This window comes from Anaerocolumna sp. AGMB13025, from assembly GCF_029689925.1.
Classification (GTDB): domain Bacteria; phylum Bacillota; class Clostridia; order Lachnospirales; family Lachnospiraceae; genus Anaerocolumna.
On the sequence record NZ_CP121445.1, the window covers coordinates 5,206,404 to 5,232,082 of the forward strand.

21 protein-coding genes and 1 tRNA gene are annotated in these 25,679 nt (G+C 38.1%); 9 read left to right on the plus strand and 13 right to left on the minus strand.

Features of this window, described 5'->3' with window-relative positions:
* Positions 1-186: 186 nt before the first annotated feature.
* From QA584_RS21595 to QA584_RS21605, 3 genes are read left to right on the plus strand one after another with little or no spacing between them, the layout of a single operon-like run.
* The gene (locus tag QA584_RS21595) at positions 187-1,143 is read left to right on the plus strand and encodes an AAA family ATPase (protein ID WP_278271176.1); all 957 of its coding nucleotides are present in this window, start codon (positions 187-189) and stop codon (positions 1,141-1,143) included.
* Positions 1,144-1,146: 3 nt separating this feature from the next.
* Positions 1,147-2,277, plus strand: a complete 1,131-nt coding sequence (locus QA584_RS21600; RefSeq protein WP_278271177.1) for a DUF58 domain-containing protein — start codon at positions 1,147-1,149, stop codon at positions 2,275-2,277.
* A 21-nt stretch (positions 2,278-2,298) separates the two neighbouring features.
* Positions 2,299-3,567 (plus strand): hypothetical protein, encoded by a 1,269-nt coding sequence (locus QA584_RS21605; protein ID WP_278271178.1) that lies wholly within the window; start codon positions 2,299-2,301, stop codon positions 3,565-3,567.
* Between the two features lie 268 nt (positions 3,568-3,835).
* Here the strand turns inward: QA584_RS21605 and QA584_RS21610 are convergent.
* The 3 genes from QA584_RS21610 to QA584_RS21620 form a co-directional block, all read right to left on the minus strand.
* A tRNA-Trp gene (locus QA584_RS21610) sits at positions 3,836-3,906 on the minus strand.
* A 270-nt stretch (positions 3,907-4,176) separates the two neighbouring features.
* Complete coding sequence (locus tag QA584_RS21615) at positions 4,177-5,550, minus strand: MFS transporter (RefSeq protein WP_278271179.1); 1,374 nt, start codon at positions 5,548-5,550, stop codon at positions 4,177-4,179.
* A gap of 601 nt (positions 5,551-6,151) precedes the next feature.
* Positions 6,152-6,691, minus strand: a complete 540-nt coding sequence (locus QA584_RS21620; protein WP_278271180.1) for a rubrerythrin family protein — start codon at positions 6,689-6,691, stop codon at positions 6,152-6,154.
* A gap of 326 nt (positions 6,692-7,017) precedes the next feature.
* On the opposite strand from QA584_RS21620, the gene QA584_RS21625 reads away from it, so the two are divergent.
* The 6 genes from QA584_RS21625 to QA584_RS21650 all read left to right on the plus strand — a co-directional run bounded on the left by QA584_RS21625 (position 7,018) and on the right by QA584_RS21650 (position 12,590).
* Positions 7,018-7,296: a CD3324 family protein gene (locus tag QA584_RS21625; protein ID WP_278271181.1), complete on the plus strand. Its 279-nt coding sequence runs from the start codon at positions 7,018-7,020 to the stop codon at positions 7,294-7,296.
* 388 nt (positions 7,297-7,684) lie between these two features.
* Positions 7,685-8,263 carry a DJ-1/PfpI family protein gene (locus QA584_RS21630; RefSeq protein WP_278271182.1) on the plus strand — a complete coding sequence of 193 codons (579 nt, stop codon included), beginning with the start codon at positions 7,685-7,687 and terminating at the stop codon, positions 8,261-8,263.
* 710 nt (positions 8,264-8,973) lie between these two features.
* Complete coding sequence (locus QA584_RS21635) at positions 8,974-10,800, plus strand: reverse transcriptase domain-containing protein (protein WP_278271183.1); 1,827 nt, start codon at positions 8,974-8,976, stop codon at positions 10,798-10,800.
* 113 nt (positions 10,801-10,913) lie between these two features.
* Positions 10,914-11,411, plus strand: a complete 498-nt coding sequence (locus QA584_RS21640) for a cysteine hydrolase family protein (protein WP_278275218.1) — start codon at positions 10,914-10,916, stop codon at positions 11,409-11,411.
* 25 nt (positions 11,412-11,436) lie between these two features.
* A complete protein-coding gene (locus QA584_RS21645; RefSeq protein ID WP_278271184.1) occupies positions 11,437-12,123 on the plus strand; it encodes a DinB family protein in 687 nt (228 codons plus the stop codon).
* 305 nt (positions 12,124-12,428) lie between these two features.
* Positions 12,429-12,590, plus strand: a complete 162-nt coding sequence (locus QA584_RS21650; RefSeq protein ID WP_278271185.1) for a hypothetical protein — start codon at positions 12,429-12,431, stop codon at positions 12,588-12,590.
* Between the two features lie 51 nt (positions 12,591-12,641).
* On the opposite strand, the gene QA584_RS21655 is transcribed toward QA584_RS21650, so the two are convergent.
* The 10 genes from QA584_RS21655 to QA584_RS21700 form a co-directional block, all read right to left on the minus strand.
* A complete protein-coding gene (locus QA584_RS21655; protein WP_278271186.1) occupies positions 12,642-13,364 on the minus strand; it encodes a methyl-accepting chemotaxis protein in 723 nt (240 codons plus the stop codon).
* Positions 13,365-13,457: 93 nt separating this feature from the next.
* Positions 13,458-14,810, minus strand: a complete 1,353-nt coding sequence (gene radA, locus QA584_RS21660; protein WP_278271187.1) for a DNA repair protein RadA — start codon at positions 14,808-14,810, stop codon at positions 13,458-13,460.
* Positions 14,811-14,900: 90 nt separating this feature from the next.
* Complete coding sequence (locus QA584_RS21665) at positions 14,901-15,311, minus strand: endosialidase (protein ID WP_278271188.1); 411 nt, start codon at positions 15,309-15,311, stop codon at positions 14,901-14,903.
* A gap of 243 nt (positions 15,312-15,554) precedes the next feature.
* Positions 15,555-17,999: an ATP-dependent Clp protease ATP-binding subunit gene (locus tag QA584_RS21670; RefSeq protein ID WP_278271189.1), complete on the minus strand. Its 2,445-nt coding sequence runs from the start codon at positions 17,997-17,999 to the stop codon at positions 15,555-15,557.
* Positions 18,000-18,085: 86 nt separating this feature from the next.
* Positions 18,086-19,123: a protein arginine kinase gene (locus QA584_RS21675; protein WP_278271190.1), complete on the minus strand. Its 1,038-nt coding sequence runs from the start codon at positions 19,121-19,123 to the stop codon at positions 18,086-18,088.
* A complete protein-coding gene (locus tag QA584_RS21680) occupies positions 19,116-19,661 on the minus strand; it encodes a UvrB/UvrC motif-containing protein (protein ID WP_278271191.1) in 546 nt (181 codons plus the stop codon). The genes QA584_RS21675 and QA584_RS21680 overlap by 8 nt, the downstream gene beginning before the upstream one ends.
* Before the next feature lie 69 nt (positions 19,662-19,730).
* On the minus strand, positions 19,731-20,111 hold the full coding sequence (locus QA584_RS21685) for a GntR family transcriptional regulator (RefSeq protein WP_278271192.1): 381 nt from the start codon (positions 20,109-20,111) through the stop codon (positions 19,731-19,733).
* Between the two features lie 321 nt (positions 20,112-20,432).
* Positions 20,433-21,698, minus strand: coding sequence for a cadherin-like beta sandwich domain-containing protein (locus QA584_RS21690; RefSeq protein ID WP_278271193.1), 1,266 nt, complete (start codon positions 21,696-21,698; stop codon positions 20,433-20,435).
* A gap of 143 nt (positions 21,699-21,841) precedes the next feature.
* Positions 21,842-24,199 carry an SH3 domain-containing protein gene (locus QA584_RS21695; RefSeq protein WP_278271194.1) on the minus strand — a complete coding sequence of 786 codons (2,358 nt, stop codon included), beginning with the start codon at positions 24,197-24,199 and terminating at the stop codon, positions 21,842-21,844.
* 127 nt (positions 24,200-24,326) lie between these two features.
* On the minus strand, positions 24,327-25,673 hold the full coding sequence (locus QA584_RS21700) for an MATE family efflux transporter (protein ID WP_278271195.1): 1,347 nt from the start codon (positions 25,671-25,673) through the stop codon (positions 24,327-24,329).
* Positions 25,674-25,679 lie beyond the last annotated feature (6 nt).

Here is a 25,679-nt window from a genome sequence, read left to right on the forward strand (position 1 = left end):
TTAGTCACTGTATTTTTAACTCATGTATAATTTATACAATACGCTGTAATTTATATCTGCTATTTGTCTATATCTATTTCTTGCAATCTTGTATTATAATGTAGGGAGTGTTGGGATTCCATTCCATTTATTTTATGTGTGAACGAAATCCTTTTTTTCAAAATTTATTAAGGATAAGGTGGTAATATGGAAATTAAGAGATTACAGGAATTGACAGATGGAATCCGAAAAAATGTTGAAAAAGTCATTGTGGGTAAAACCGATATTATTAATCTGATTCTGACCTCCCTTTTAGCAAACGGTCATGTATTATTAGAAGATGTGCCAGGTACCGGTAAAACGGTACTTGCCAAAGCCCTGGCAAAATCCATTGCTGCTGATTTTAAACGGATTCAATTTACACCGGATCTTCTTCCTTCTGATATAACCGGTTTAACTTATTATAATCAGAAGCAGGGTGAATTCACGTTCCGCAGCGGTCCGGTATTTACAAATATTTTGCTGGCAGATGAAATCAATCGGGCTACCCCCAGGACCCAGTCGAGCTTACTGGAATGTATGGAGGAAAAACAGATTACGATTGATGGAGAAACCCATCTTTTAGAAAAACCTTTTTTTGTCATAGCCACCCAGAATCCCGTGGAAACTGCAGGTACCTTCTTACTGCCGGAAGCTCAGCTGGATCGTTTTTTAATGCAGCTTGGTATGGGATTACCGGAGTTTAGCGATGAGATTACCATCTTAAACCGATTTATCCAGGACAATCCTTTGGAAGAGCTTACCAGCGTATGTACCAAGGAGGATTTGCTGTCTATGCAGGAATTAATTAAAACCGTGTACATCCACCCTTCCTTATTGGAATATATGGTATCTATTACCTGCAAAACCAGAACTCATAAAAGTCTTGCATTAGGCGTAAGTCCAAGAGGCAGTCTTGGATTTTTAAGGGCGGTACAAGCCTATGCCGCCATCCAGGGGTTAAACTATGTCACCCCGGAATTTATTAAAAAACTTGCTCCTTATGTTCTATGCCACCGCTTTATTTTAAGGACGGGATTTCAAAAAAGTGCCGGAGCCTATGAGATCCTTAAAGATATTCTGTCGGAAGTACCGGTACCTACCGAGGATTTTGCCAGGAGGTAACTCATGATTTTATTATCAGCCATGTTAGGAGCTTTGCTTTTGTACCTGCTCCAAAACTATTTCTATCATAAGTACTGGAATAAAAATCTGTCAGTGAAGTTAAGTTTCTCAGAAGAAGCGGCTGTTGAAGGAGAAGAAGTAATCCTTTATGAAACCCTTATGAATAAAAAATTACTGCCTCTTCCTATTCTGAAAGTAAAATTTATGACCTCAAAGTATTTAGCTTTTCAAGATATGAATAATTCAAACATAACAGATAATTTTTACCGGAACGATTTAATATCCATTATGATGTACCAGAAATTGACCAGATCCCTGACCTTTTTATGCAGTCACCGGGGATACTATAGCATTCAAAATGCTGATGTTGTTTGTTCTGACCTTTTCCTGACCTTTGAGAAGGTAGCTAACTATGATATGAATCTAAATTTGTATGTTTATCCCGGTCCCGTGGAGTTAACCAAGTTTGAAACACCTTTTAAGAAAATGCTTGGAACCGTCCTTACCAGGCGCTTTATGAATGAAGACCCTTTTGAATTCCGCAGCATTAGAGAGTATCAGCCCTATGACAATATAAAATCCGTTAATTGGAAAGCTTCTGCCAAAACCGGTTCCCTTAAGGTCAATGTTAATGATTACACTTCTTCCCAGCAGGTGAAGCTTTTTATCAATCTGGAAGCGGATTCCATATGGAAACATGAAGATTTAGAGGAGGAAAGTATCCGTATTGCGGCTGCCTTTGCTTTTGCCTTTATAAAACAGGGCATTCCCACCTCAATCCATACCAACACCAGGGATATCATTACCGGTGATCTGTTAACGATACCTGCCGGCTCCGGAGCCAGCCATATCAAAACGATTCAGGAAGCACTTTCAAGAATCGATACCACAAAGGCCTTTCCATCTTTTGTGGCCACTCTCGGGGAAGAATTTCAAACCTCGGGCAGCAGTGATTATATTATTCTTATATCCTTCTACCAAAAGGCGGATTTACAGGAGCTGTTATTGCCTTTTATTGAAAATAGAACTGATTTCTCCTGGATTATCCCCACCAACCGGGAAGTAACAATAACCACCGGGGATGGATTTGAGCCCTATATTATCCCCTGGGAGGTCAAGGCTTTTTCCTCATAATTCTGCGAAAGGGATTTGTATATGAACAGCAAACGTTATGACTTTATAATTGATATTATAAATACACTGCTTGGCTTTCTGGCTGCTTATCCCCTGCTTGGTATTGCTATTTTGCTTACAACAGGCAATACGGGAGCAGTTTTGAACGCTTTTATCCTACTGCCGGCTCCGGTTATTTCTTATCTGATTAGCAGATACCTAAAACATCTCTGGTCTTTTTTAGCCTTGCATGTTCTTATGATGGCAGCTTATGCTTTTACCACAAGAAATCCTTTTATTCTTACCTTTTATATGATTTTTTTGATTCTTTTATTAATCATTGCTTTAAGCAAACGGCTTCAGGAGGAGAAATTCACCAAAACCAATACCTCACCCTACCTGTTATCCACCCTTGCGGCTATGTACTTTGCGAATAATTATTTAGGCATAACCGCTTTAAACGGTATGCTGTTACTGTTGGTAATTGTTTTCATCCTATTATATTTTTTTAATATGTATCTGATTAATTTTGAGAGTTTTTTTAAGAAACACAGCACGATGTCTGATATACCCATAAAGCAGATTAAAAATACCAACCAGCTTTTAATCCTTTCTTTTGGATGTTTCTGTGTTATCATCATGGTGTTTTTCACCAGGCTTCCACTAAAAGGACTTTTATCGGCAACCGGCAGTATTCTGCTGGCTATATTAAAATTCATATTTTCCTTATTTCCAGACAGTAATAAGGAAATTCCCCCTAATGAGAACCATAACCCAGAACAACCCCCTCCCCCTTTGGGACTTTCAGATAACGGGACCCCCTCCCTGATCTTACAATATATAGAGAATATTCTTCTGGGTCTTTTCACCGTTGCTATAATAGCCGCTGCCATTGGATTACTTCTATATGGTCTGTATCGGATTTATCAACTTTACTACGGAAAAAAATATAATGAATTAAAAGATATCACTGAGTTTATTTCTCCATTTGATAAAAAAGAAAGGATGAGAAGAAGACCCCGTACTATTCCAGGCATCCGGTCCCTTCCTGTCTTCACCAGGTCCAATAAGGATAAGATCAGAAAGCTTTTTTATAAAGCTGTCCTGCTCAGACAAAATAAGGATACCCTAGGAAATAATTTAACACCCCTTCAATTATCGGAATATGTACTTACTGGTCAGATTGATAAAGCAGAGAAAAAAAAGGAAGTCGTCCAATTAGCCTTATACTATGAAAAAGCACGTTATAGCAGGGAGGATTGTAGTAAGGAGGAGGTCATACAGGTAAAAAATCTGCTAAAGAAAACCTAAAAGGAACCAAGGGGTTGTTGCAAATCAAAGACTAAATTGCCTGGGAGAGAATAGGAACTAGATTTTACAAATATTTTGCGGAAAGTATGCACGAATGGCTGCAAGAAAGAGAATGCAGCTGCATATTCGCCAGGACTTGGAACGAAATATTTGTAAAATCTAATTCCTATTCTATGCCCAGGTTGACCTACTATAATTTGCAAGTCCCTTCAATAGTACTCTTTTTGAGCAAAAAAATAAGACATTATCTATCTGGATAATGTCTCTACAGGGGATGAGAGAATCGAACTCCCGCTAAAGGTTTTGGAGACCCTTGTCATACCATTTGACCAATCCCCTAAGTATGTCCGCAATCAACATTGCTTAATTATAATACAATGAATTGTGTTAATTGTCAAGAAAATTTTACAGAACTTACATAAATTTTGTCCTTATTTTATTTTCCTGACAACTGTTTAGACATTCACTAATTACTACTAATACAAGGTCTATTATGGAATCCATTGATTTGTAAAAGGGACTGTACTAAATTACTATAATTCTTGGGTGGACCAAGGATCTATTATTCTGTAATTTTAACAGCCCCTTTGAAATTATTCCTGTTTATCCTTACACCGTTACCCTTCCATCCTTATGATTTTTATCAATCTTTTCCGTCTCAATGTAAAAACGGATATACCATACCGTAAACAGCATAATCAGGAAACCGAGAAGATTCAATACCTGCTGTGCATAGATAGGGGTACCGTTAATATGAAGATTACTCTTTTGAAGAATGTCTAACAGTTTTCCACCCAGTATGGAAACAACAAATCCGAAGACCCCTGAAACCGATGATACTATGGTAAGCCAGATCATCCTCTTATCATTCCGGAAGAAATCCAATTGGACCCCAAACAAACCGATACCAACGAAAGCCCATGCCGTAGAGGCAATAACATTGCTTAGGATAAACAGCGGATAAGCATTGCCAGGGACTGTCAGGGCATTGGATAACATATTTAAACCAAGGGCAAACAAGGTATAGCGCAGCAATTTAGCCATACCGTATTTATCTGCCAGTCTACCAAGCTTGGGTGATATGTATATCCGGTAAAGATTTGCAATAAAAATAACCAGCATGATAAACGTATAGGGCAGTGAAAGCTCATTAATCTGATAACTTGCATTAAAGGGCAGGCAGATATAAAAGGACAGCGTATACATCGTCTGTAAGATAAATGCCTTACGGAACTTGCGGTCTGAAAATGCCTCCCTAATCTCATTGAAAATCGATTTTTTCTCATGGGGCGATGTCTTTTCATACTCTTTGGCCTTTTTAGCCAGTCTTCCGTGCATTTCCTTACCTTCTGTATTCATATAGGATATCTTCGGCTCTTTCATTTTTGAAAATGCAATAAAATTAATCATTACCAGAATAAAGATCAAACTACCTATGATAATAAATCCGTCTTCCGGATTTCGTTTCTTAAAAAAGTCTAATATAATACCGCCTATGAGCATGGTACTGGATACAACGAATACGGCAATGGAGTCTTTTATAGTAAAATACTTCCCCCGTAATCTGCTGGGTACCAGACTTGCAATCCAATCCTGGGAAGCAGGTGTTCCGATTTGTACGAATATCTGTCCCGCAAAGTAAAGCAGTACGATAAGGAGTGCTTTTTTCGTACTGGATATGGATAGGAGCGGTATAAAATAAATAACGGTAAATAACAACCTTTGTAGAGCAGTAAAACAAACCAGAAACTTATATTTCTTAAGTTTTTTAAAGTAATTAATCAAGAAAATCTGTGATATGGCAGCAAGGCTTACCAGGGAGGTTATGATACCGATATTTGCATCCGATATGCCGCAGAACGACATTAAGGTCGCAAGGAAGGTTCCTCCTGAAAGCTGTATGATTGTTTGAACTGCACTGTCACCTACTGTAAAGCAGATTCTGCTCTTTTTAAAATCACTTTTACTTTCAGGTAAAGCCATAAAGTATATTCTACGCAGCCTGGCCAGTAAAAATCTATTGAATAACATTAAGTTGTTTAATAGTTTTATATAAATACCTCCATATCCATAAGATCCTGTGTTTTAGTTATCCTTACTGCAAGTAAATACAGGAAGGCGCGTGTATGGTTGTCCATAGTTTTACTTCTTTATACAGGATACAATTATAACTGATGAAAATATAATTGTAAATGGAATTAATCATGGATTTCATGTCATTTGTTGCAAAAAAAATTTCTAAAATCCTGCAGTTAAACCTGTTTATCGGCTTTGTGTCTGTACGGCTAACTCTCTGATTTCGAGAACCATGTACGTTGATGCAGTCTTACTCTCGCTGCTGTCAGACGGATCGTATCTATCGTAATGATTCCTGTGCAATAGTTATATAAAAACCACTTTTCAAGTGAGATTATTCCTACCTAATCCTCACCAGAGAAGTGGTATTTATTAGCAACACACATAATTTTTATAACTACCCCTGTTTTACGTGGAATGTCTTATAACGTAACAAGGAAGGAACACTCAGTCTCACTTTTGTATTTACCGAATTGTGTTTTGGACTATTTTATTATCTTTTGTGTAATTAATATCCCGTATCATAGACCTGATAATAGCCTTGAGGGAATCCGCAGATTGGGCAAATTGCAGGAGCACATAACCCCCCTAAAATATTGCCGCAGTTTATACACACCCAAAGCACTTCCTCATTTTTGCAAAATACCTGATTCGTTTGTATTTCATCGGCAAACGTCCTGAATATTACTTCACTGTTTAATTCAATATTAGCAACACCATCAAATAATGATGCAATGGAATCATACCCTTCTTCTCTTGCTATATCTGCATAATCCCTATATATGCTGTTTCCCCTGACGTCCTCTGCATCTGCTGCCTCTAAGAGATTCGTAAGAGTATTTGGCAATACCCCGTTGTTTAGCAGTCTCCACCATATTCTTGCATGTTCTCTCTGGTAATGTGATATTACATCAAATGTATAGCCAATCTGCTGATAGTCTTCCTCTCTGGCCCTGATTCCATATATCTCATATTTGCTGCTGCTGATTAATTCCCCTTCAAATGCACTTTGCAAATTAATAAAAGTTCTGCTTTGCTGGAAATCCATAAACTTTCTCCTCGTACATACCTTTGCTACATCATATGAGGCAGTTCCGTTTTTTATGTAGTGTAATCTAAGACTACAGATAATCAGATGGTTTTAAAAATTTACAAAATGGTTTTAGATAATTTCCATTGCGTAATTTTTGAACTTGTTGTATTATTATGGAAGAAAGCATAGTGACCTGTATTTAAGAAAGGGGAATTTTATATGAGACGACATGTTATTTGTGCATAGCAAAGGCTATTGCACATTATAAATTTAAATATACCCTAAATTGTAATTGATAGCCTTTGCTCGATCTTTGTATTTTTAATTCAAGGAGGAGCACAATGAGCTATATAAAGGCAAATACCGTATTACCCCAGGAAATAATTGAAATGATTCAGGAATATATCGACGGGGGTTATCTGTATATACCAAGAAAAAGTAATAACCGTAAAAGCTGGGGTGAAACCACTAATTCCAAACTCTGGGTTCAAAACCGAAATAAGGAGATCTACACCTGCTATAAAAACGGTTTAAAAATCTCTGAACTTGCCGGACAGTATTTCTTATCAGAAAAAAGTATCCAGCGAATCATATTGCAAGAGAAACGAAATGAAGTATAAATTATATGCGGAATTATAACCTGTATCAAAAAAATATTTTTGTAAACTGTAAACTGGTTTATATAAAGTATGATTTTGATACAGGTTTATTAATTTTATAGTCCTATGGATAGTCTAATATGGAAAGAAAAAATTATTAAGGATACTCTAATTACCTTTATCCCTTGGTAAGGTATTCTATTATAATCCTGATTTCATACTCCTGCCATTTATTTATATATCTGACCAAAAATAATAGAAAAATACTACTTTTATATTACATGGTAAATATTGTAGTATTTTTCTTCTTCGGTTATAATAATCCTAACGTAACTGATTGTAATCAAAAAATGCATAAATAAGGGCACGGTGAAAAAACAGTGTAGTCCGCTAACGAAAAGGAGTTTATATGAAAATCTTGCTATTACTGGCAAAAGGCTTTGAATTGATGGAATTTAGTCCTTTTGTTGATATTATGGGTTGGGCCCGTAACGACTATGGTTACGAGGTTGAGGTAGTTACCTGCGGTTTTAAAAAGGAGGTTATTAGTACCTTTCAGGTTCCGGTGAAGGTGGATCTCTTACTGGAGGAGGTAGAGGCAGAGGAGTATGCAGCTCTTGTCATTCCCGGTGGATTTGAAGAATTCGGCTTTTATGAAGAAGCTTATCATGAGAACACCTTACAGTTAATCAGGGACTTTAACAACAAGGATAAATTGATTGCTTCTGTATGCGTCGGGGCATTGCCACTGGGTAAAAGCGGTATATTAAAAGGCAGAAACGCTACCACCTACCACTTTAAAAATGGGCTAAGACAGGCACAATTAAAGGAATTCGGTGTTAAGGTAATAGATGAACCTATTGTAGTAGACAAAAACATAATTACCTCCTACTGCCCGGAAACAGCCCCCGGTGTTGGATTTAAATTATTGGAGCTGCTAACCTCAAAGGAGCAGATGGAGATAGTTAAGAACGCTATGGGATTTTAAAAATGTAATTAATACAAAATAAATACAATACTCAAATCCAATAATCTTTTTATCAAAGAAGGAGAAGTATATGAATAAATTATTAGTTGTAGTTGATATGCAGAATGACGTGCGTCCATAAGGGCGATAATTGATGTAACATTGAGTGTTACTATCTCAAGAGAACTGGGATATTGTCACTGACCTTATCCGAAAGAGAAATCTGACGGGGAGTGTAGCATGGTCAGAAAGCTATGAGTTGGCTAACTGGAAATGTCACGACTGAATAGCAAGACATAAAGACTATATGAGGATAAAGGTTGTTCTACCTTAATTTCGAACGTGAGCAGTTAAATGCATGGCACTATTGAAATCCAGTTGATACAATAGTATAGGTTGGAATGTGAAAGATAATTCCGATGCTGTTTCTAACAAGTCGTTTTAGAAATAGTGGTTCTCCCATTAATAAAATGTAAAAGACCTATTGCATATATCGAGTAGATATAAAAACGTTAAAGAAATATCCGACAATAGTCGATTACTCAAAATTATCGTACTAAATGGAGATTACCTAAACCGAAATGCTTTATTTAAAGCTATTATGTTCAGCATATGAATATTCGGCATGGTAACGGAGCTTCCGTAGTAGTCTGAGATAGGGAAAGCCTATTACATGGCAAAGGGAAGCAGTTGTAATGATTAAAACTATTAAAGAATGGAGGATGTTCCCCATGAGAGATTCAGAAAAGGTTTTAATCGAACTATCTAAACAAGCAAAGAACAAAGAATATCAGTTTGAAAGGTTATACAGGATTTTATGTAATCCAGATATGTATGCTAGAGCCTATAGTAACATCTATAGCAACAATGGTAGTGCTACTTGTGGGGTTAATTCTGAAACCGCTGATGGTTTCAGCGAAAATAAGATTAACCAAATCATTGAAAGCCTTAAGAATGAAAGTTATCAAGCTAAGCCAGTTAGAAGAACGTATATTCCAAAGAAAAATGGAAAGACCAGACCTTTAGGTATACCAAATTTCAGTGATAGACTTATTCAAGAAGTTTGTCGAATGATTTTGGAAGCCATTTATGAACCAGTCTTCTCTGACAATTCTCATGGTTTTAGACCTAACAAGAGTTGTCATACAGCGTTGAAACAAATCAAAAATACATTCAGAGGAGCAAATTGGTTTATCGAAGGTGATATCAAAGGTTGCTTTGACAACATTAAGCATCAAATTCTGATTGATATATTACGAAAGAAAATAAAAGATGAGAGATTTATTAGACTCATCTGGAAGTTTCTCAAATCAGGATATATGGACGATTGGATATATTACAACACCTTTAGTGGAACACCACAAGGAGGAATTATCAGTCCAATACTTGCAAATATATACATGAATGAATTTGATACCTACATTGAGGACATTATTAAGAAAGAGTTTATTAAATATAATGTAGGCGAAGCCAAAAACAATAAAGTCTATAACACAGATTATTTGGATTGTACACATAAACTGGAAGCCTTAAAAAAGAAAATCAGCAAATTAGATATGAATGATGAGGAACGTGCAAAACTCATTGTTGAAAGCAAATCAATCAGGAAAGCAAGAAACAATATGCCAGCACAGTTAGGAATTAAAGATTACAAAAACTTACAATATGTAAGGTATGCTGATGATTTTATTATCGCTGTTCTTGGTACAAAAAATGACTGTATTGAAATTAAAAATGAAATTACAAAATTTCTGAAAGAGAAATTAAGTTTAGACTTATCCGAGGAGAAGACACTTATAACTCACGGAAGAGAAAAAGCAAGATTTCTTAATTATGAAATACAAGTCAGAGAAAACTCTAAATTCTTTAAGGACAAAAATGGTACTAAACGTAGAGTTGGAAATTTAGGTATAGTACTTTATATGCCCAAAGATGTAATGACCAACTACATTAGTAAAAAACAAGTAGTTGATGATATCAATGCCGAACAGTGGAAAGGAAAATCAAGACCATACCTTTATGGTGCAAGTGACCTTGAAATTGTTACATTATATAATGCTGAAATTAAAGGATTATATAACTACTATATGATGGCTGAAAACGTGTCTTCCAAAATGGACATGATATATCATTTAATGGAATACAGTTGTCTAAAAACCTTAGCTGGAAAACATAAGTCAAGTGTTGCACAAATCAAAACAAAATATCGTGTAGGTGATAGTTGGGGAATTAAATATGATACCAAGAATGAAAAAGGTAAAATAAGATACTTCTACAATCAAGGATTCCAAATGAACAGCACACCTATAAAGACAATGAGTTTTGATGCATATGTCAACACAGCAATGTATACCCAAAGAACTGAATTAGAACAGAGAATGAACGCTCAAAAGTGTGAATTATGTGGAAAAGAAAATGTTCCATTCAATATCCATCACATTCGTAAAGTTAAAGACCTCAAAGGAAAAGAACCTTGGGAGCGATTGATGATTGAAAGGAACAGGAAAACCCTCGTACTCTGTTTAGAATGTCACAATAAAATCCATGCCAATAGATAGTTATGTTACAATGGAGAGCCGTATACACTGAGAGGTGTACGTACGGTTCGGTGAGGGGTTGGTGTAAACCTATCATAGCAATATGAAAAGGCGACACCTTCCTACTCTACTTTATTGACGGTGCTTTAGGAACCAAAGAAGCTGTTCAGATTATTGATAAGGTTGTAGCTAAAATTAAAGCTTATGAAGCAAACGGGGAATCCATAATCTTTACCATGGACACACATTCTGCGGACTATCTAAAGACCCAGGAGGGCAAGAACCTGCCGGTAGAGCATTGCATTGCCCATACAAAAGGCTGGGAATTAAATGACCGCATAAAAGCCTTGATTAATTTAGACCGTCATAAAATATATGAAAAAATCACCTTCGGATCCAGTGAATTGGCAAAAGATATAATGAACGGTCTCTATGAAGGTGTTACCCAGATTGAATTAATCGGTATCTGTACCGACATCTGTGTCATCTCTAATGCAATGCTTATTAAAACATTGTTACCAGAAGTACCGGTTTTGGTGGATGCCGCCTGTTGTGCGGGAGTTACACCGGACAGCCATCAGAATGCACTAGAGGCAATGAAGATGTGCCACATCAATATTGAAAATGCCTGATACTAATTAGGAAAGGAGTCAGGGTATGTTTAAAGCAGCTACAGATTGGAATCCAAAACAAGCGCTATTAAAAGAAATCATTAAAAATAAAGACAGGTTTGCAGAAGCAATTCAGCTATGTCTGGACATGCACCGCTTTGTCCATCAATCCTCAATGCTGTCTGCAGAGGAAGAGACTTTGGAGGATGAGGTTTGGGAGGGGTTATCTGAGGAAGATTTAACTATAATGCCTACAGATAAAGATGTTACGATCGCATGGAATATATGGCACCTTACAAGAATTGAAGATCTGACCATCAATATTCTGGTAGAAAACGGACCTCAGGTTCTTAATGATACCTGGCTTAAAAAGTTAAAGGTTACGGTTAAGGATACCGGCAACGCCATGACAGATGAAGAAATACTTTCCCTCAGTTTATCTGTAAATAAAGAGGAATTAAAAAATTACAGAAATGCAGTTGGCAGGCAGACCCAACAGATTATTAGCACCTTAACCCCAGAGGATATAAAAAGAAAAGTATCACCAGAAGGTCTTAACCGTATTAAACTGGAGGGTGGAGTAACAGATGCTCCCGATTCACTCTGGCTTCTTGATTTCTGGGGTAAAAAAGATGTAGCAGGTATCTTGCAGATGCCTATTACCAGACATCAGATTGTGCATTTAAATGACAGCCTTAAACTGAAAGAAAAAATAAGACGGCTAAAGAAATAGTGAGACTGTTAAAGATATAGTAAGATGGCTAGAAAATTATTATTATTATAAAAATAATACGTTTGTTACTATTCAACCTTGATAAAAAAGCAGTAAATTAGATTAACTAATTTTATAAGAATAATCAGTTTGGTTGTTAAGTGGGATTGTATATAGAGTATAGCCTAATGGGATTCAGAAAAAAATAGTTCGAAAAATAAAGAATAATTTTTATAATTCCTATCGTTTACAAACACAGCATCTACTGGTATATGTTACCTGAATGAAATCATCTTCTTAGGACATAATAAAGGCGAGGTGATTTTATGTCATATGTAGCACCAGCTATCAGGGAAAAATTTGAGACCCTGCCTACTGATTTAAAAAATTCTATTTTAGATCGGGATGTGAAACTGAATAATATTTACGATTTAATGCATGTATTAGAGCAAATCGTAGCCGAAGGAGAAGAGGATTCCAAGAAATAGGCATCCTCTTCTGCCTTTTTAACTCGACAAATCTCTAAAGGTATTAAATCATTAAATCATATCCAAGGCATCTACCTGTTCTCCGATTTCTTGTATGGAATCTAAGGTATTCTTGGCACTGTCGGTGATATCTCTTTGATACGCAATTTCATGTTCCATATTTCTGGAAACATCATTGGAGATATAGGCTGCTTCCAGGATTTTCTGAAATACCGTCTTAACTTCACTGACCATTGCGTTCTGTTTTTCAACAATCTCATAGATCGCATTCATGGATTCCACGGTTTCCGTTACAAAAGATTGGATGGATTTTATAGTCTCAGAAATTTCCTTGGAGGATTGAGAGGATTGTGCGGCCAGATTCCTGACTTCACCGGCAACTACTGCAAACCCCCGGCCTTGTTCACCTGCCCTGGCGGCTTCAATTGATGCATTTAAAGACAGCATATTGGTTTTACCTGATATACCTCCGATTACTGTAGCAAAACCCTCTATCATATTGGAAAGATTTTTCATCTGGTTTACGCTTTTTGATGAATTTTCCACTGCTATATGTAAGGAATTTATTTTGTTTAATAAATCATCCACACACTGGATTCCTTCTTTTACCAGATTAAGAGAAGTATCCGAACTGTTAATTGCATCAAATGCATTCTTTTCTACTTTCAGCTGGGAAGAATCCAGTTTTTCTACAATAGCACCAATGCTGCTTATGAAGTCTTCCTGCTGCTTCATTAATAATTTTAGTTCCTCACAATCCTTTGTGCATTCCATTATTAATACCTCCACTTTTTTGTTTTATATAAGTATTTCGCAAACCATTAAAACCTCTGTATGAATATTGCAGGTCTTTATATTCCTTAGAACTTATGAAATCAGATTCACTATCTCTTTGATATTTCTGATACCGATTAATTTCACATTGGCATTACCGATATTTTCTTTATTAATCTGAGGCAGAATTACCACATTATACCCCATCTTGCTGGCTTCTATGACACGCTGCTGGGCCATATTTACCGCCCTGACTTCTCCAGTAAGTCCAATTTCACCAAAGCATAAGGTCTTGCTGTCTAAGGACCTATTCTTATAACTGGACAGAATTGCCATTACTATGGCAAGATCCAAAGAAGGTTCATTGATTTTCATACCGCCAGCCACATTAATATATGCATCCATACCAGACATTTGGATACCTAAACGTTTTTCCAATACTGCCATAAGTAAGTTCACCCGGTTATAATCCGTTCCTGCTGCGGTTCTACGGGGCATATTAAAATTAGTCTGGCAGATTAAGGCCTGGACCTCCACTAAGATCGGCCTGGTTCCCTCCATGGAAGCAGTTACCACAGACCCCGGCTCACCCTCCGGCTTTCCCTGGAGCATAAATTCCGACGGATTATTTACTTCCACTAAACCTTTATCCTGCATCTCAAATACGCCGATTTCATTGGTGGAACCAAAACGGTTCTTAACAGCCCGAAGAATCCGGTAAGAGGCTTTGCTTTCTCCTTCAAAGTATAATACCGTATCTACCATATGCTCTAATACCCTGGGACCGGCTACCACTCCTTCTTTCGTTACATGTCCGACTATAAAGATGGATACACCAAGACCTTTGGCCAGATGCATTAAAATACCGGTGGTTTCCCTGACCTGGCTGACGCTTCCTGGTGCCGCACCGATTTCTTCTTTGTACATGGTCTGTATGGAATCTATAATTACGATTTGGGGCATAAGTTTTCGTATGGTATCTTCGATACTGTCTAAATTGGTTTCACTAAGCAGTAATAGTTCTCCCTTAAATTCTCCCAGCCTGTCAGCCCGCATTTTAATCTGTTTTAAGGATTCCTCGCCGGATACGTACAGTATCTTAATCTCTTTATCGGACAATTCCTTACACATCTGAAGTAACAGGGTCGATTTTCCTATGCCGGGATCTCCACCTACCAATACCAGGGAGCCGATTACGATACCCCCTCCCAGAACCCGGTCAAATTCTTCGATTCCGGTGAATATTCTCTGATCTTCCGATGCCGTAACCTCTGATAACAATTCCGGAACAGCGTTAACTAAATTGGTGTGACCTGCCGTCTTTTTTTTTACTACCGGTTCTTCGGTAAAGGTGCCCCATTGCTTACAGCCCGGACATTGGCCCATCCACTTAGAAGCCTCATATCCGCACTCCTTACAGAAAAAAACAGTCTTTGCCTTTGCCATAATTCCTCCTTCTAAAACAAAGGAACTGTTTTAGGGCTAACTTACACCTAAAACAGTTCCGATTATGAAATACAAACCATAGGAAAACTATTATAGTTTTACTACCCGTACGGCTGATTTACTATTCTGTAATTCTACGCTAAACATCAGCTTACCGCCTAGATTAGTTTTCATCTTACCTACATTCGTATCGTCAATATAGATTTTATATTCTTTTTCTGCTTCCAGTTCTAATGTAATCTGTGCATCTTCAGGTCCTTCCACTTTAAATCTGACTTCCTTTTCACTAATATCCAGATTCTCTACGGCAGTTCCCGGAACAGATTCATATACAAACATTCCATTCCTCTCTAACTTGGTAATCTCTTTGAATGTTTTAACTTTATATAAATCTCCGTTATGCTCAAAATCAGTCACTTTAGATTTTGCTGTTAATTCGTAATTGCCAAAACTGATTGTCCCATTGCTTTCTTCACGTATTAATTCTTCGATAACTGACATTTTAAATCCTCCTAATTTCGTTAAATACTTCTTATCGTTCGTCCTTGCACCATAGATTTGCAAACCGCAGCAAATGCTGCCGGTTCTTGAAACCTTATGGATTTGAAGAATTTTTAAACCAATTATTTTCTTATTCCAGGCACTTAGTAAATGGAACATATTATATCAGAGCTTTTTATTAAGCTAACTCTATTATATAATATTAGCGTGACAATTTCTACTAATATATGCACAAGTTTTGAATTATTTTTTGGAAATTTTAATAACCTTGTCGAAAAGTTGTACTAACGCGGTATCTCCGTTATGAAGATTGCCTTCTAAGAGTTCTTCTGCCAGTTTATCTTCAATGTTAGTCTGTATTGCACGGCGCAAAGGTCTTGCACCATAATTCTGGTCAAATCCGATTTCAACAATATGATTAACAATTTCATCATTTGTTTCGATGGCTATATTCATCTGCTGTTTTGCACGCTTTGCAATGCCCTTTAGCATAATACCAACGATACTCTTGATATTTTCCTTGGACAAGGAGTGGAATACAATCATTTCATCAATACGGTTAATGAATTCCGGCTTAAAGATTCGTTTTACCTCTTCCATAACGCCGTCTTTCATCTTTTTATAATCTTCCTTCTCATCGGTTACAGAAGAGAATCCCAACCGTTTCGGAGATATGATATTCTGAGCTCCTGCATTGGAAGTCATTATAATAATCGTGTTTTTAAAGCTTACTTTCCTGCCCTGGGCGTCGGTGATATGACCGTCATCCAGTACCTGAAGAAGAATATTAAATACATCCGGATGGGCTTTTTCTACTTCGTCAAATAAGATTACGGAGTAAGGATTCTGTCTTACTTTCTCACTTAACTGACCGCCTTCATCATAACCTACATATCCCGGAGGTGAACCAATCAGTTTTGAAACACTATGCTTTTCCATATATTCAGACATGTCAACCCGGATCATGGAATTTTCACTGCCAAACATAGCTTCTGCCAGCGCTTTGGATAATTCTGTCTTACCAACACCAGTAGGTCCTAAGAATAAGAAGGAACCAATGGGTCTGTTCGGATCTTTTAGTCCTACACGACCTCTGCGGATTGCCTTTGATACGGCAGAAACCGCATCCTCCTGTCCAATTACTCTTTCATGGAGTATATTTTCAAGATTTCTTAACCGTTCGGATTCTTCTTCGGCTAATTTCTTAACCGGAATCTTGGTCCAGCTGGAGATAATATCAGCAATTTCATTCTCCCCTACGATAAGCATAGTATCCTGTTTTTCTTTTTCCGATTTTACCTGGAGAGCATTTAAACGGCTGTTCATTTCCTCCTGCTGTTTTTTAATTTCTCCGGCTTTTTCATATTCTTCATTTTTAATTGCCAGTTCTTTTTCTTCTTCCAGACGGGTGATTTCACCTTCTAATTCTTTTACTTCCGGTGAGGTAATAAAAGTACTTAAACGAACCTTTGATGCTGCTTCATCCATTAAATCTATGGCTTTATCCGGAAGATAACGGTCATTGATATAGCGGCTTGACATTTTAACGGCAGCTTCTAAGGCTTCATCGGTAATTTTAACTTTATGGTGTGCTTCGTAGCTGTCTCTTAAGCCTTTTAAGATAAGGATAGCCTCCTCTTCTGAGGGTTCTTCCACTACAACGGGCTGGAATCTTCGTTCTAAGGCAGCGTCCTTTTCAATGTATTTTCGGTATTCTTCCCTTGTGGTGGCACCGATTAACTGGAGTTCTCCTCTGGCTAAAGAAGGTTTTAAGATATTGGAAGCATCAATAGCACCTTCCGCACCCCCGGCACCGATAATAGTATGAATTTCATCGATGAATAAAAGTACATTGCCATCACTCATTACTTCACTGATGACTTTTTTAATTCTTTCTTCAAATTCACCGCGGTATTTTGAACCTGCCACCATACCGGATAAATCAAGGGTTAATACACGCTTATCCTTAATGATTTCAGGAATATTGCCTTCTACGATTTTTCTTGCCAATCCTTCTGCAATCGCAGTCTTACCGACACCGGGTTCACCTACCAGACAAGGATTGTTCTTGGTTCTGCGGCTTAAAATCTGGATTACACGCTGGATTTCTGTCTCTCTGCCGATTACCGGGTCTAGTTTACCTTCTCTTGCATATTCTGTTAAGTCCCTGCTGTATTGGTCCAGGGTAGGTGTACTTGATTTTGCTTTTACTTTACCTTTATTCGCAGCATATTCGTTCTTGGCTGCATTCATATCTGCGCCGACAGCAGTCAATATATCAACATAGAGTTTTTGTACGTTAATACCCAGGGTATTAAGAAGTCTTACTGCGATGCAGTCGGATTCTTTAATCAGAGCGATTAAAATATGCTCCGTGCCTACTAACTGGGCTTTTAAGCGCACTGCTTCCTTAAAGCTCTGATCCAGTATCCTCTTGGCCCTGGGGGTAAATCCGTCCACTTCAACCGTTTCCATGGTACTATTGGGGGCAATGAGCTGATTCACTAACTCGATGACTTTATCAACATCCACACCGTTTTTCTCCAATACTTTGGAAGCAACACCGTCTGCTTCAAGTAAGCCAATCAGCAGATGTTCCGTACCCACGTAATTATGGGATAACTTATATGCTACTTCCGTTGCATAAGTAATTGCTGCTCTCGCATTTTCCGTATATTTTTCGTTCATAGTAGCCTCCTGTTCTGATTCCCGTATTTATATCTGATGTCAAAGTTTATAAAAATATGCTTTGATTCTCTCTTTGGCTGCCGTTTTTAGTGTATGGGCTCCGGCAATTTCTTTCTGATGTAGTCTGCCCTGTATTTATCTCTTTGTATGCTTCCAACATTTTTATCCAGCTGACATTGAAGATTGCCAGGCTGTATCTCCATCATTAATTCATGGATATTATAACCTTCGCCTAAATGGATCAGATTCATATCCGTCCCCAGTTTTAATTGTGCAAGCAGTGTCATAGCATCACTGGAGGAGAGCTGGGTAGCGTATTTTAGTACTCCGTAGGAACGATGTACTTTGTCTTCAAATTCATCATAATTGTTGGTCAGAATATATTCCCTCTGCCTGCGTTCCTGTTTCATCACCTGTTCTACAATACGGTCTAAAGCATCCATAATTTCTTTTTCCGTACTTCCCAGGGTTTTTTGGTTGGAAATCTGATAGAGACTTCCCACGCTCTTTGAGGCCTCTCCGTAAGTTCCCCTCAGTGCAATACCGTACTGACCTAATTCTTCTGCCAGTTTAATAATTTTACCTGCTACGGTAAGAGCCGGCAAAAACATCATATAAGAGGCACGCATACCGGTTCCCACATTCGTTGGACAGGAGGTTAGATAACCGTACTTTTCATGAAATGCAAATTCAAATATATCACCGGCAATGTCATCAATTTTATTGGCCTCTAAAAAGGCAGCACCGATGTTCATTCCTCCGGTAATGGATTGGATTCTGAAATGATCTTCTTCATTTACCATAATACTGATGCTTTCATCCTCCGACAAAATCAATCCGGTACTTTGTTCCTTGGCTACAAGTAAAGGGCTTATGATATGCCTTTCAACCAAGGCTGTTTTCTCTGTATCACCAAGTACGTCTGCGCTGCAGCTGTAGAACTTTCTGTCAGCATGGGACTCAATTAGCTGGGCTGCGGCTTTTGCTTTTTCCACTAACTCCGCTGCCTGTTTGTTAGTAAGTTTCGCTGAAAAGGGGTACTCCTTTAAGTTACGTGCAAGCCTTACCCGGCTGGAGATTACAACATCATTGTTCTGACCTGCTTCTTTATACCACTTAAGCATTATTGATCTCCTCCTTTTTCAGTTCACGTATCTTATCCCTTAATTTTGCCGCCTCTTCAAACTCTTCTTTTTCTATGGCATCCTGTAAACGGATTGCCAGTTTATCAAGTTCAGGAAGTTCTTTTACAAGCTTCTGGGTCTTTGTTTCGAAACCTTTTGGCTTTTTACCGGTATGGGTTTCCGCCCCCTGGATATTCTTTATGCTTCGTTCCAGTATCTTTTGGAAACTGTCGTAACACTTAGCACAGCCGAATCTTCCCTCCCTCATAAATTCCGAATATGTCATCCCGCAGCCATCGCAATGGATTTCCTTTTCCGTATGCTCCGTACCGTGGGTACTGTTATTATAGTAGTTGCCTAATATCGTAGAGAGCAGGCTGCCAAGGGTTATCTCCTGGTCAACAAAAGCTGTTCCCATAGGAAAAGAGGTATATTCCGTCGCACATTCCTCGCATAAATGCTGTTCCGTCTTTTCGCCGTTGATTATTTCGGTGTAATATATCTTAGCTTCATTTTTCTTACATTTATCACATAACATAGTAACTACCTCCTATTCAATATGATACCGGTCATATAACTATTTAATATCCAAATAGCCACCTGGTTACTATTTATCCATTGAGGAGAAATCATCAAAAATTTTATTCACTATTTCATGGACTTCTTCGCAACTTATATTCTTACATACCGCTTTTGCCAATACTACTTTCATATCATTCATTAATTCTTCCATGGCTTTATATTTATCGTAGTTGATTGCAACTACGGTGCCTTTTCTTCGGTCAAGCTTAACATACCCTTCCTGCTTTAACATAGTATATGCTTTATTCACAGTATGCATGTTAATTCCTATGTCTTCTGCAAGTTCACGAACAGAAGGCAGGTTATCTCCTTCCCTGAACTCTGCATTGGCAATTCCGAAAATGATTTGATTTCTAAGCTGGATATAAAATGCTTCATCACTGCTAAAATCTATCCTTACTATCAAATCATTCACCTCCTATTTGTTCGTTATATTTGTTATATCATCAGTATAACAGAATTACTTCTATTGTCAAGTCAAATTATTGATGCACGAAATGATACTTCCATCCATTTAGAAATATTCATCTTAACTTCTTAGGAACTGCGCAATGCGGCATTTATTAATTTTTACAAGACCATTTGATTTGCAGATCTTTTGATTTATAAATTCTTTTGCTTTGCAGGATCTTTTACTTTGCAGATCTTTTGCTTTGCAATATCTTTTGCTTTGCAATATCTTTTGCTTTTTTGTATTTTATGCTTTGCAGGATCTTATACATTTCTTTTACTCTTTATCCTCTTTTCGCTTTAGATAAATACGTATGAAAGCAACAGAGAGAATTATGCATACAGAACCTAAAACAGCTAATACAATACCCATCGTAGTAAGCTTTGCTTTATATTCTTCCGACTTAAGGAATTCTCCGGACATCACTACTTTATTGCCTTCCCTGGACTTCACATACCGCTGCAGGGTTTCTTCTTTTCTGTCATACTGGTAAAAGCCTGCTTCCTTGTTTTCATTCTCGGCATAAAGTAAAAGGAAATCATTATCAAGGTCACTTGAAAGAGTATATGCAGTTACAGGTATATCATTAATTATTAGAGAGGTTTTTATATATCCATCCGGAATCGCTACACCATCACTAGGTTCCAGGAGACGATAGCGGAAACCATTCTGGATATAGCTGTCATTTCCCTCCTTTTTAATCTGTACCTTACCGATTTTTGCCGTTCCCTCCGTTATTCCATTCCCTGTATTCCCGCCACTTAAATCAGTTTCAGACGTTTCATTAATCTCCTGCGTCTGCTGTTTCTCTTCTTTACGAACAGCTGTAATGACATATTCCTTTACTCCACCGGATTCCGCCGTTACTTTTATACTAATTTTATTATTACCTACAATCAGTTTTTCATTACCTGCTACTGCAATATTTGATTTTTCATCTTCTGGTTGTGCACTAACTATCAGTTTATCCTGATCATAACTTACCTCTGTCGTATACTCGGTTTTGTTTTTATCAAAATCAGGAGATAATTTACCTGGACTTATTTTTAAATTTTTAAGATAGGTGTTATCCGAAGCAGTTTTGGCCGGTGAAACATCGATATCCACACTGTTGCTTGACACCGACATAGACAGTCCGGAATCTAATTCGTATACTTCGGCCTTATCTTTGATTGCAATTTCACTTATTCCTATGGCTTTCGCCTTAAATTTCATAATATATTTTCTGGAGGTATCCTGGTTTGCCGTATTTTTATCCGTAAGCTTTAATAAGCCATCTCCTCCAGCAATAAAAGAAGCTTCGCTTATAAACTCCAGTATATCAGCATTATATGTTATATATGCTTCAAAATCTCCTATAGCGGCATCTGCGGATATAGAAAGACTAACAGTTATTTCGTCTCCTACTTCTGCAGTGTTTGAATTTGTGCTTAAATTTATGGTTGCACTGGCTGCCATACATTTCGTAAAGGGCAGTAACAGCAGTATCAGAAATAATGCGAAGGGAATACTTCGTTTCATATGTCTTCTGCTTATTTTCATTATTTTCTCCTTTGTCATAAATATACTGTTGTAAAACGAAAAGAACCTGGCTAAACCCTGATGCCTGCACCATTATGAAGTTATATAATCATAAGTGCTTATCTAACAAAGTTTAGTGCAGGTTCTAAGTACCAGATAAATAATTACTGGTCTGCTGATTGCATTTCTCTTACTACGTTAATCATATAATCCCTGACATCACCGTTTTCCGCAGTAACTGAAACAATAATCTGATTATCACCGGGCTGCAGATAGATATATCCGTTTCCGGTAACAGAAGCTTTTTTACTTGCGGTGGCGGCGGTTATGTTAAGTTCTGTTACATCCGACCCAACAATCAGGGAATATACCTGATCTTTGTTCAAATCAAAAGTCGGGGTTAAACTGTAGCCGTCAATTTTTAAGGTTTTCAGCCAATTATTAGGATTAAGGGCAGGCTGAGGTACCATGGCCGCCGTTTCCGGCATATTCATATAAACCGGTATACTGAAAACAATTGGATTATCCGACATTACACTATATGCAGTAAAGGTTTTTTTGGCTTCTGCATTCGGGGCTTCAATATTAGCCATATATTGATGGGCAAAGGTAGAAGTCGGTGTCATATTAAATTTCTGAAGATATGTAGTATTCTGGCCTCTTTTGATGTAATTGCTGCCAATTATGTAAGCGCCTCCGACAATGGCGTCATAAGGGTTGTCCCAGGGAATCAGATACAGGGCATTTAAAGCCTGGTCCGTGGTTCCGTTTCTGGCATACTTTAATCCGTTAGCCACAGCACCACCGGGTGCTGTACTGTTATAAGCACCGATGTTATAAAAATTATATAAACCTTCCAGCCCTGATACGAGTCCTGATACACTAGAGCTTAAGGAGGTAGTTCCTGTAACAACCTCTTGCTTTACCCTGCTGGCTAAATGATACGGGCTGACCCCGGAATACTCGGCCGCGGCAATAAAAGTCTCCGAATAGGAATGGGTAACTGTCTGACCGGAATCATCCATATAGTTATAGGTATTATTGTATAATGGTGTATTAAAAAGAATCCCCTCCACACCAGTTAAGTTCTGGTATTCACTTTTATAGGTAAGCATCTCAAACTGAAAAATGCTTTTGTCGTTTAAAAAGTTCCTTGGGTCTATATAATATTCCAGGGCTTCCTTTGAGGGGGTAACCCAGGTAGAACCGTCAAATGGTATAAAGCTGTCTGTTGACCAGTTATAAGCTCCTTTTTCCAACGATTTCCATTCCACTCCTTTTCCATTGGAAATCAGGTTAACTCCTAGCGCACTTTCCTTTTGGATAACCGTATTCCAGTCAAGTCCTGTCTGGAAAGCTTCAAATACCCAGGTCGGATACAAGCCGTGGAGCTGCCGCAGAAAAGGTTTATAACTTTCCGGAAATCCTTCGCTGTCTAGTTTTAATTCAAAGGCTTCGTCTGAAAGAACTGGTGGCGGAGTTGGAGTTGGCGTAACAGTTGGCGTATCCGAAGGTGTTGGGGTGGGACTTGGGGTGTTGGTGGGGGTTGGGGTATCTGTTGGTTTTGGAGTATCCGTCGGCTTTGGGGAATCGGTGGGGGTTGGAGTTGGGGCTTTTGTCGGCGTATTTTCTGTCTTTGTCAGTAAAACCTGATTGGCGGGAAGGTATCCGCTGTATTTAACTTTACTTACGGTTACGGTTACCTTAAACCACTTCTTTCCCTTTGCATCTGTTTGTTCCGAAGTTACCAACACTGCTTTCTTGTTACTTAGTGTTACGGCAGTTTTCTTGCTGTTGGTAAGATATTTGAAACTATCTCCGGCTCCGGTTTTAAGTTTAACACTGGTTTTACTGTTAACCGCTGCTTTCAGACCGGAGGATATGTTCAATTTTACAAAGTCGCTTAACGCATATCCGGTTTTGGTTTTATTATTTAGTTTAAAACTGATACGGTACCACTTCTCAGATCCTTTCATAACTTCCTTTACTACTGTGACTTTCTGGTTCTTCGGAAGGGATGCTAGTTTTGCACTTGTCGTAGAAGTGTCCTTTCTGATGTTTAAATTAGTGGCAATTACACTGCCGGGGATACTTAAATCTGCGGCGGCCTTATTCCCATCTGCAGCTGTTTTATCTCCAGCCGGCGGAGTTGGTGTTGGGGTTGGAGTTGTTACAGGCTTTGCGGCAGTAACATAATCATCCATTACATAGCCTTCTACTTTTTTCCCGTTAAAAGTAGCTGAAACTTTATACCAGCCATTTTTCTCACTGATAATGGTCAATTTATCGCCCTTTTTGATATAAGCATCGACACCATTTACAGCTACCTTATCATAGGTGGTTCCAGGTCCGGAACGTATATATAAACTGGTTGCGGTTACCGTTCCTGTGGTTGCGGCAAAGACTGTCAGTGTGTTCATGGTCCCCTGGGGAGTGATCCCTTGCAGGTTAATCCCTTCCAGGGATATAAAAAGAAGACACAGTATAAAGGTCTTCCACTTATTTAACTTACGTTTCATCATTCCAGTTTTCCTCCTAAGGCTCCTGTATTGTCCCGGCTTATTTGGCTCAAAATTATTTACATTTTTTCAATATATTACAAATTACATATGGCACTTCTGTGACAATTCCATAATATCTGTCAATTTATCAAGAAATTAGGGAATTATTAAGCTTTTTCTTCCAAATTCCCTTTATATAAAAACTAAATGACAAAGCAGCCGCACACGTCCAGCCAATGGGCCAGGAAAGCCAGATCCCGGTGGTATCCAGGAATACGGATAATAGATAGGAAAGTATCACCCTTAGGATTAAGTCAGTAAAGGTTGCAATCATGAAGGGCTTCATGGCACCGGCACCTCTTAAGACTCCGTCAGCAATCAGTTTAATAGAAATAATTATATAAAATGGTGAAACAATCTGTAAAAAATGGGTTCCGGCAAGGATTGCCCTGGTATTGGAGGAATCCAGGAAAATCCCTATCATCGTCGTTCCAAAACCGGAAAAAGCTATAATAAAAGGCAGTGCTACCATTGCACACATGGTAATGGCAGATTTAAAACCCGGCTTAATCCGGTCCAGTTTACGGGCACCAATATTTTGTGCGGTAAAGCTGGAAACACCATTAGCCAGTGTGGTAAAGGAGGTAATTGCAAAAGTATTTAATTTAATGGCGGCTGAATATCCTGCAATAACACTGGAACCATAATTATTAATAAGTCTTTGGACCAGAATATTACCAATGGATATAAAGCTTTGCTGCAAAATGCTTGGTACCGCAATGCCAGCAATCTGCCCCAGCATGGTAAAGGAAAATTTATCGTAATAGCCGGATTCCGGCAGAGACTTTATTCTCATTATAATGGTAAAAAGTGCTAACAGGGAAGCTATCCCCTGAGCGATGAACGTAGCCCAGGCAACGCCTGATACACCCAGGGAAAAACCGATAACAAATAATAGGTCTAAAAGAATATTTAACAAGGATGAGGCCACCAGAAAATAAAGAGGCGTTTTAGAATCTCCCAAGGAGGTAAAAATTCCGGTACAGATATTATAAAGCAGCAGAAAAATCAAACCTCCGGAATATATCCGCAGGAAAACTGCTGCGTCTGAACGTATATTTTCAGGAGTCTTAAGTAATGTTAGTATGGGATTACAAGTCAAAAGACCGATAAGCGTTAACAAAATACTGAGAAAAATAATCGATATAATTGAAGTAAAGACTGCCGTCTTCATTCCAGCATATTCTTTTGCTCCGAACAGCCTGGATATAATTACGGAACAGCCGATATTAGAACCAGTAGCAATTGCTATGAAAATCATGGTAACGGGAAAAGAAGCACCGATAGCCGCCAGTGCATCTTCACCTACATATTTTCCTGCAACAACACTATCTACAATACTGTACAGCTGCTGAAACATTACACTAAGCAGCAGGGGTATAGAAAATTTCCACAAAAGTCTGGCTGGAGAACCCTTCGTTAAATCTGTTGTCATAAGACT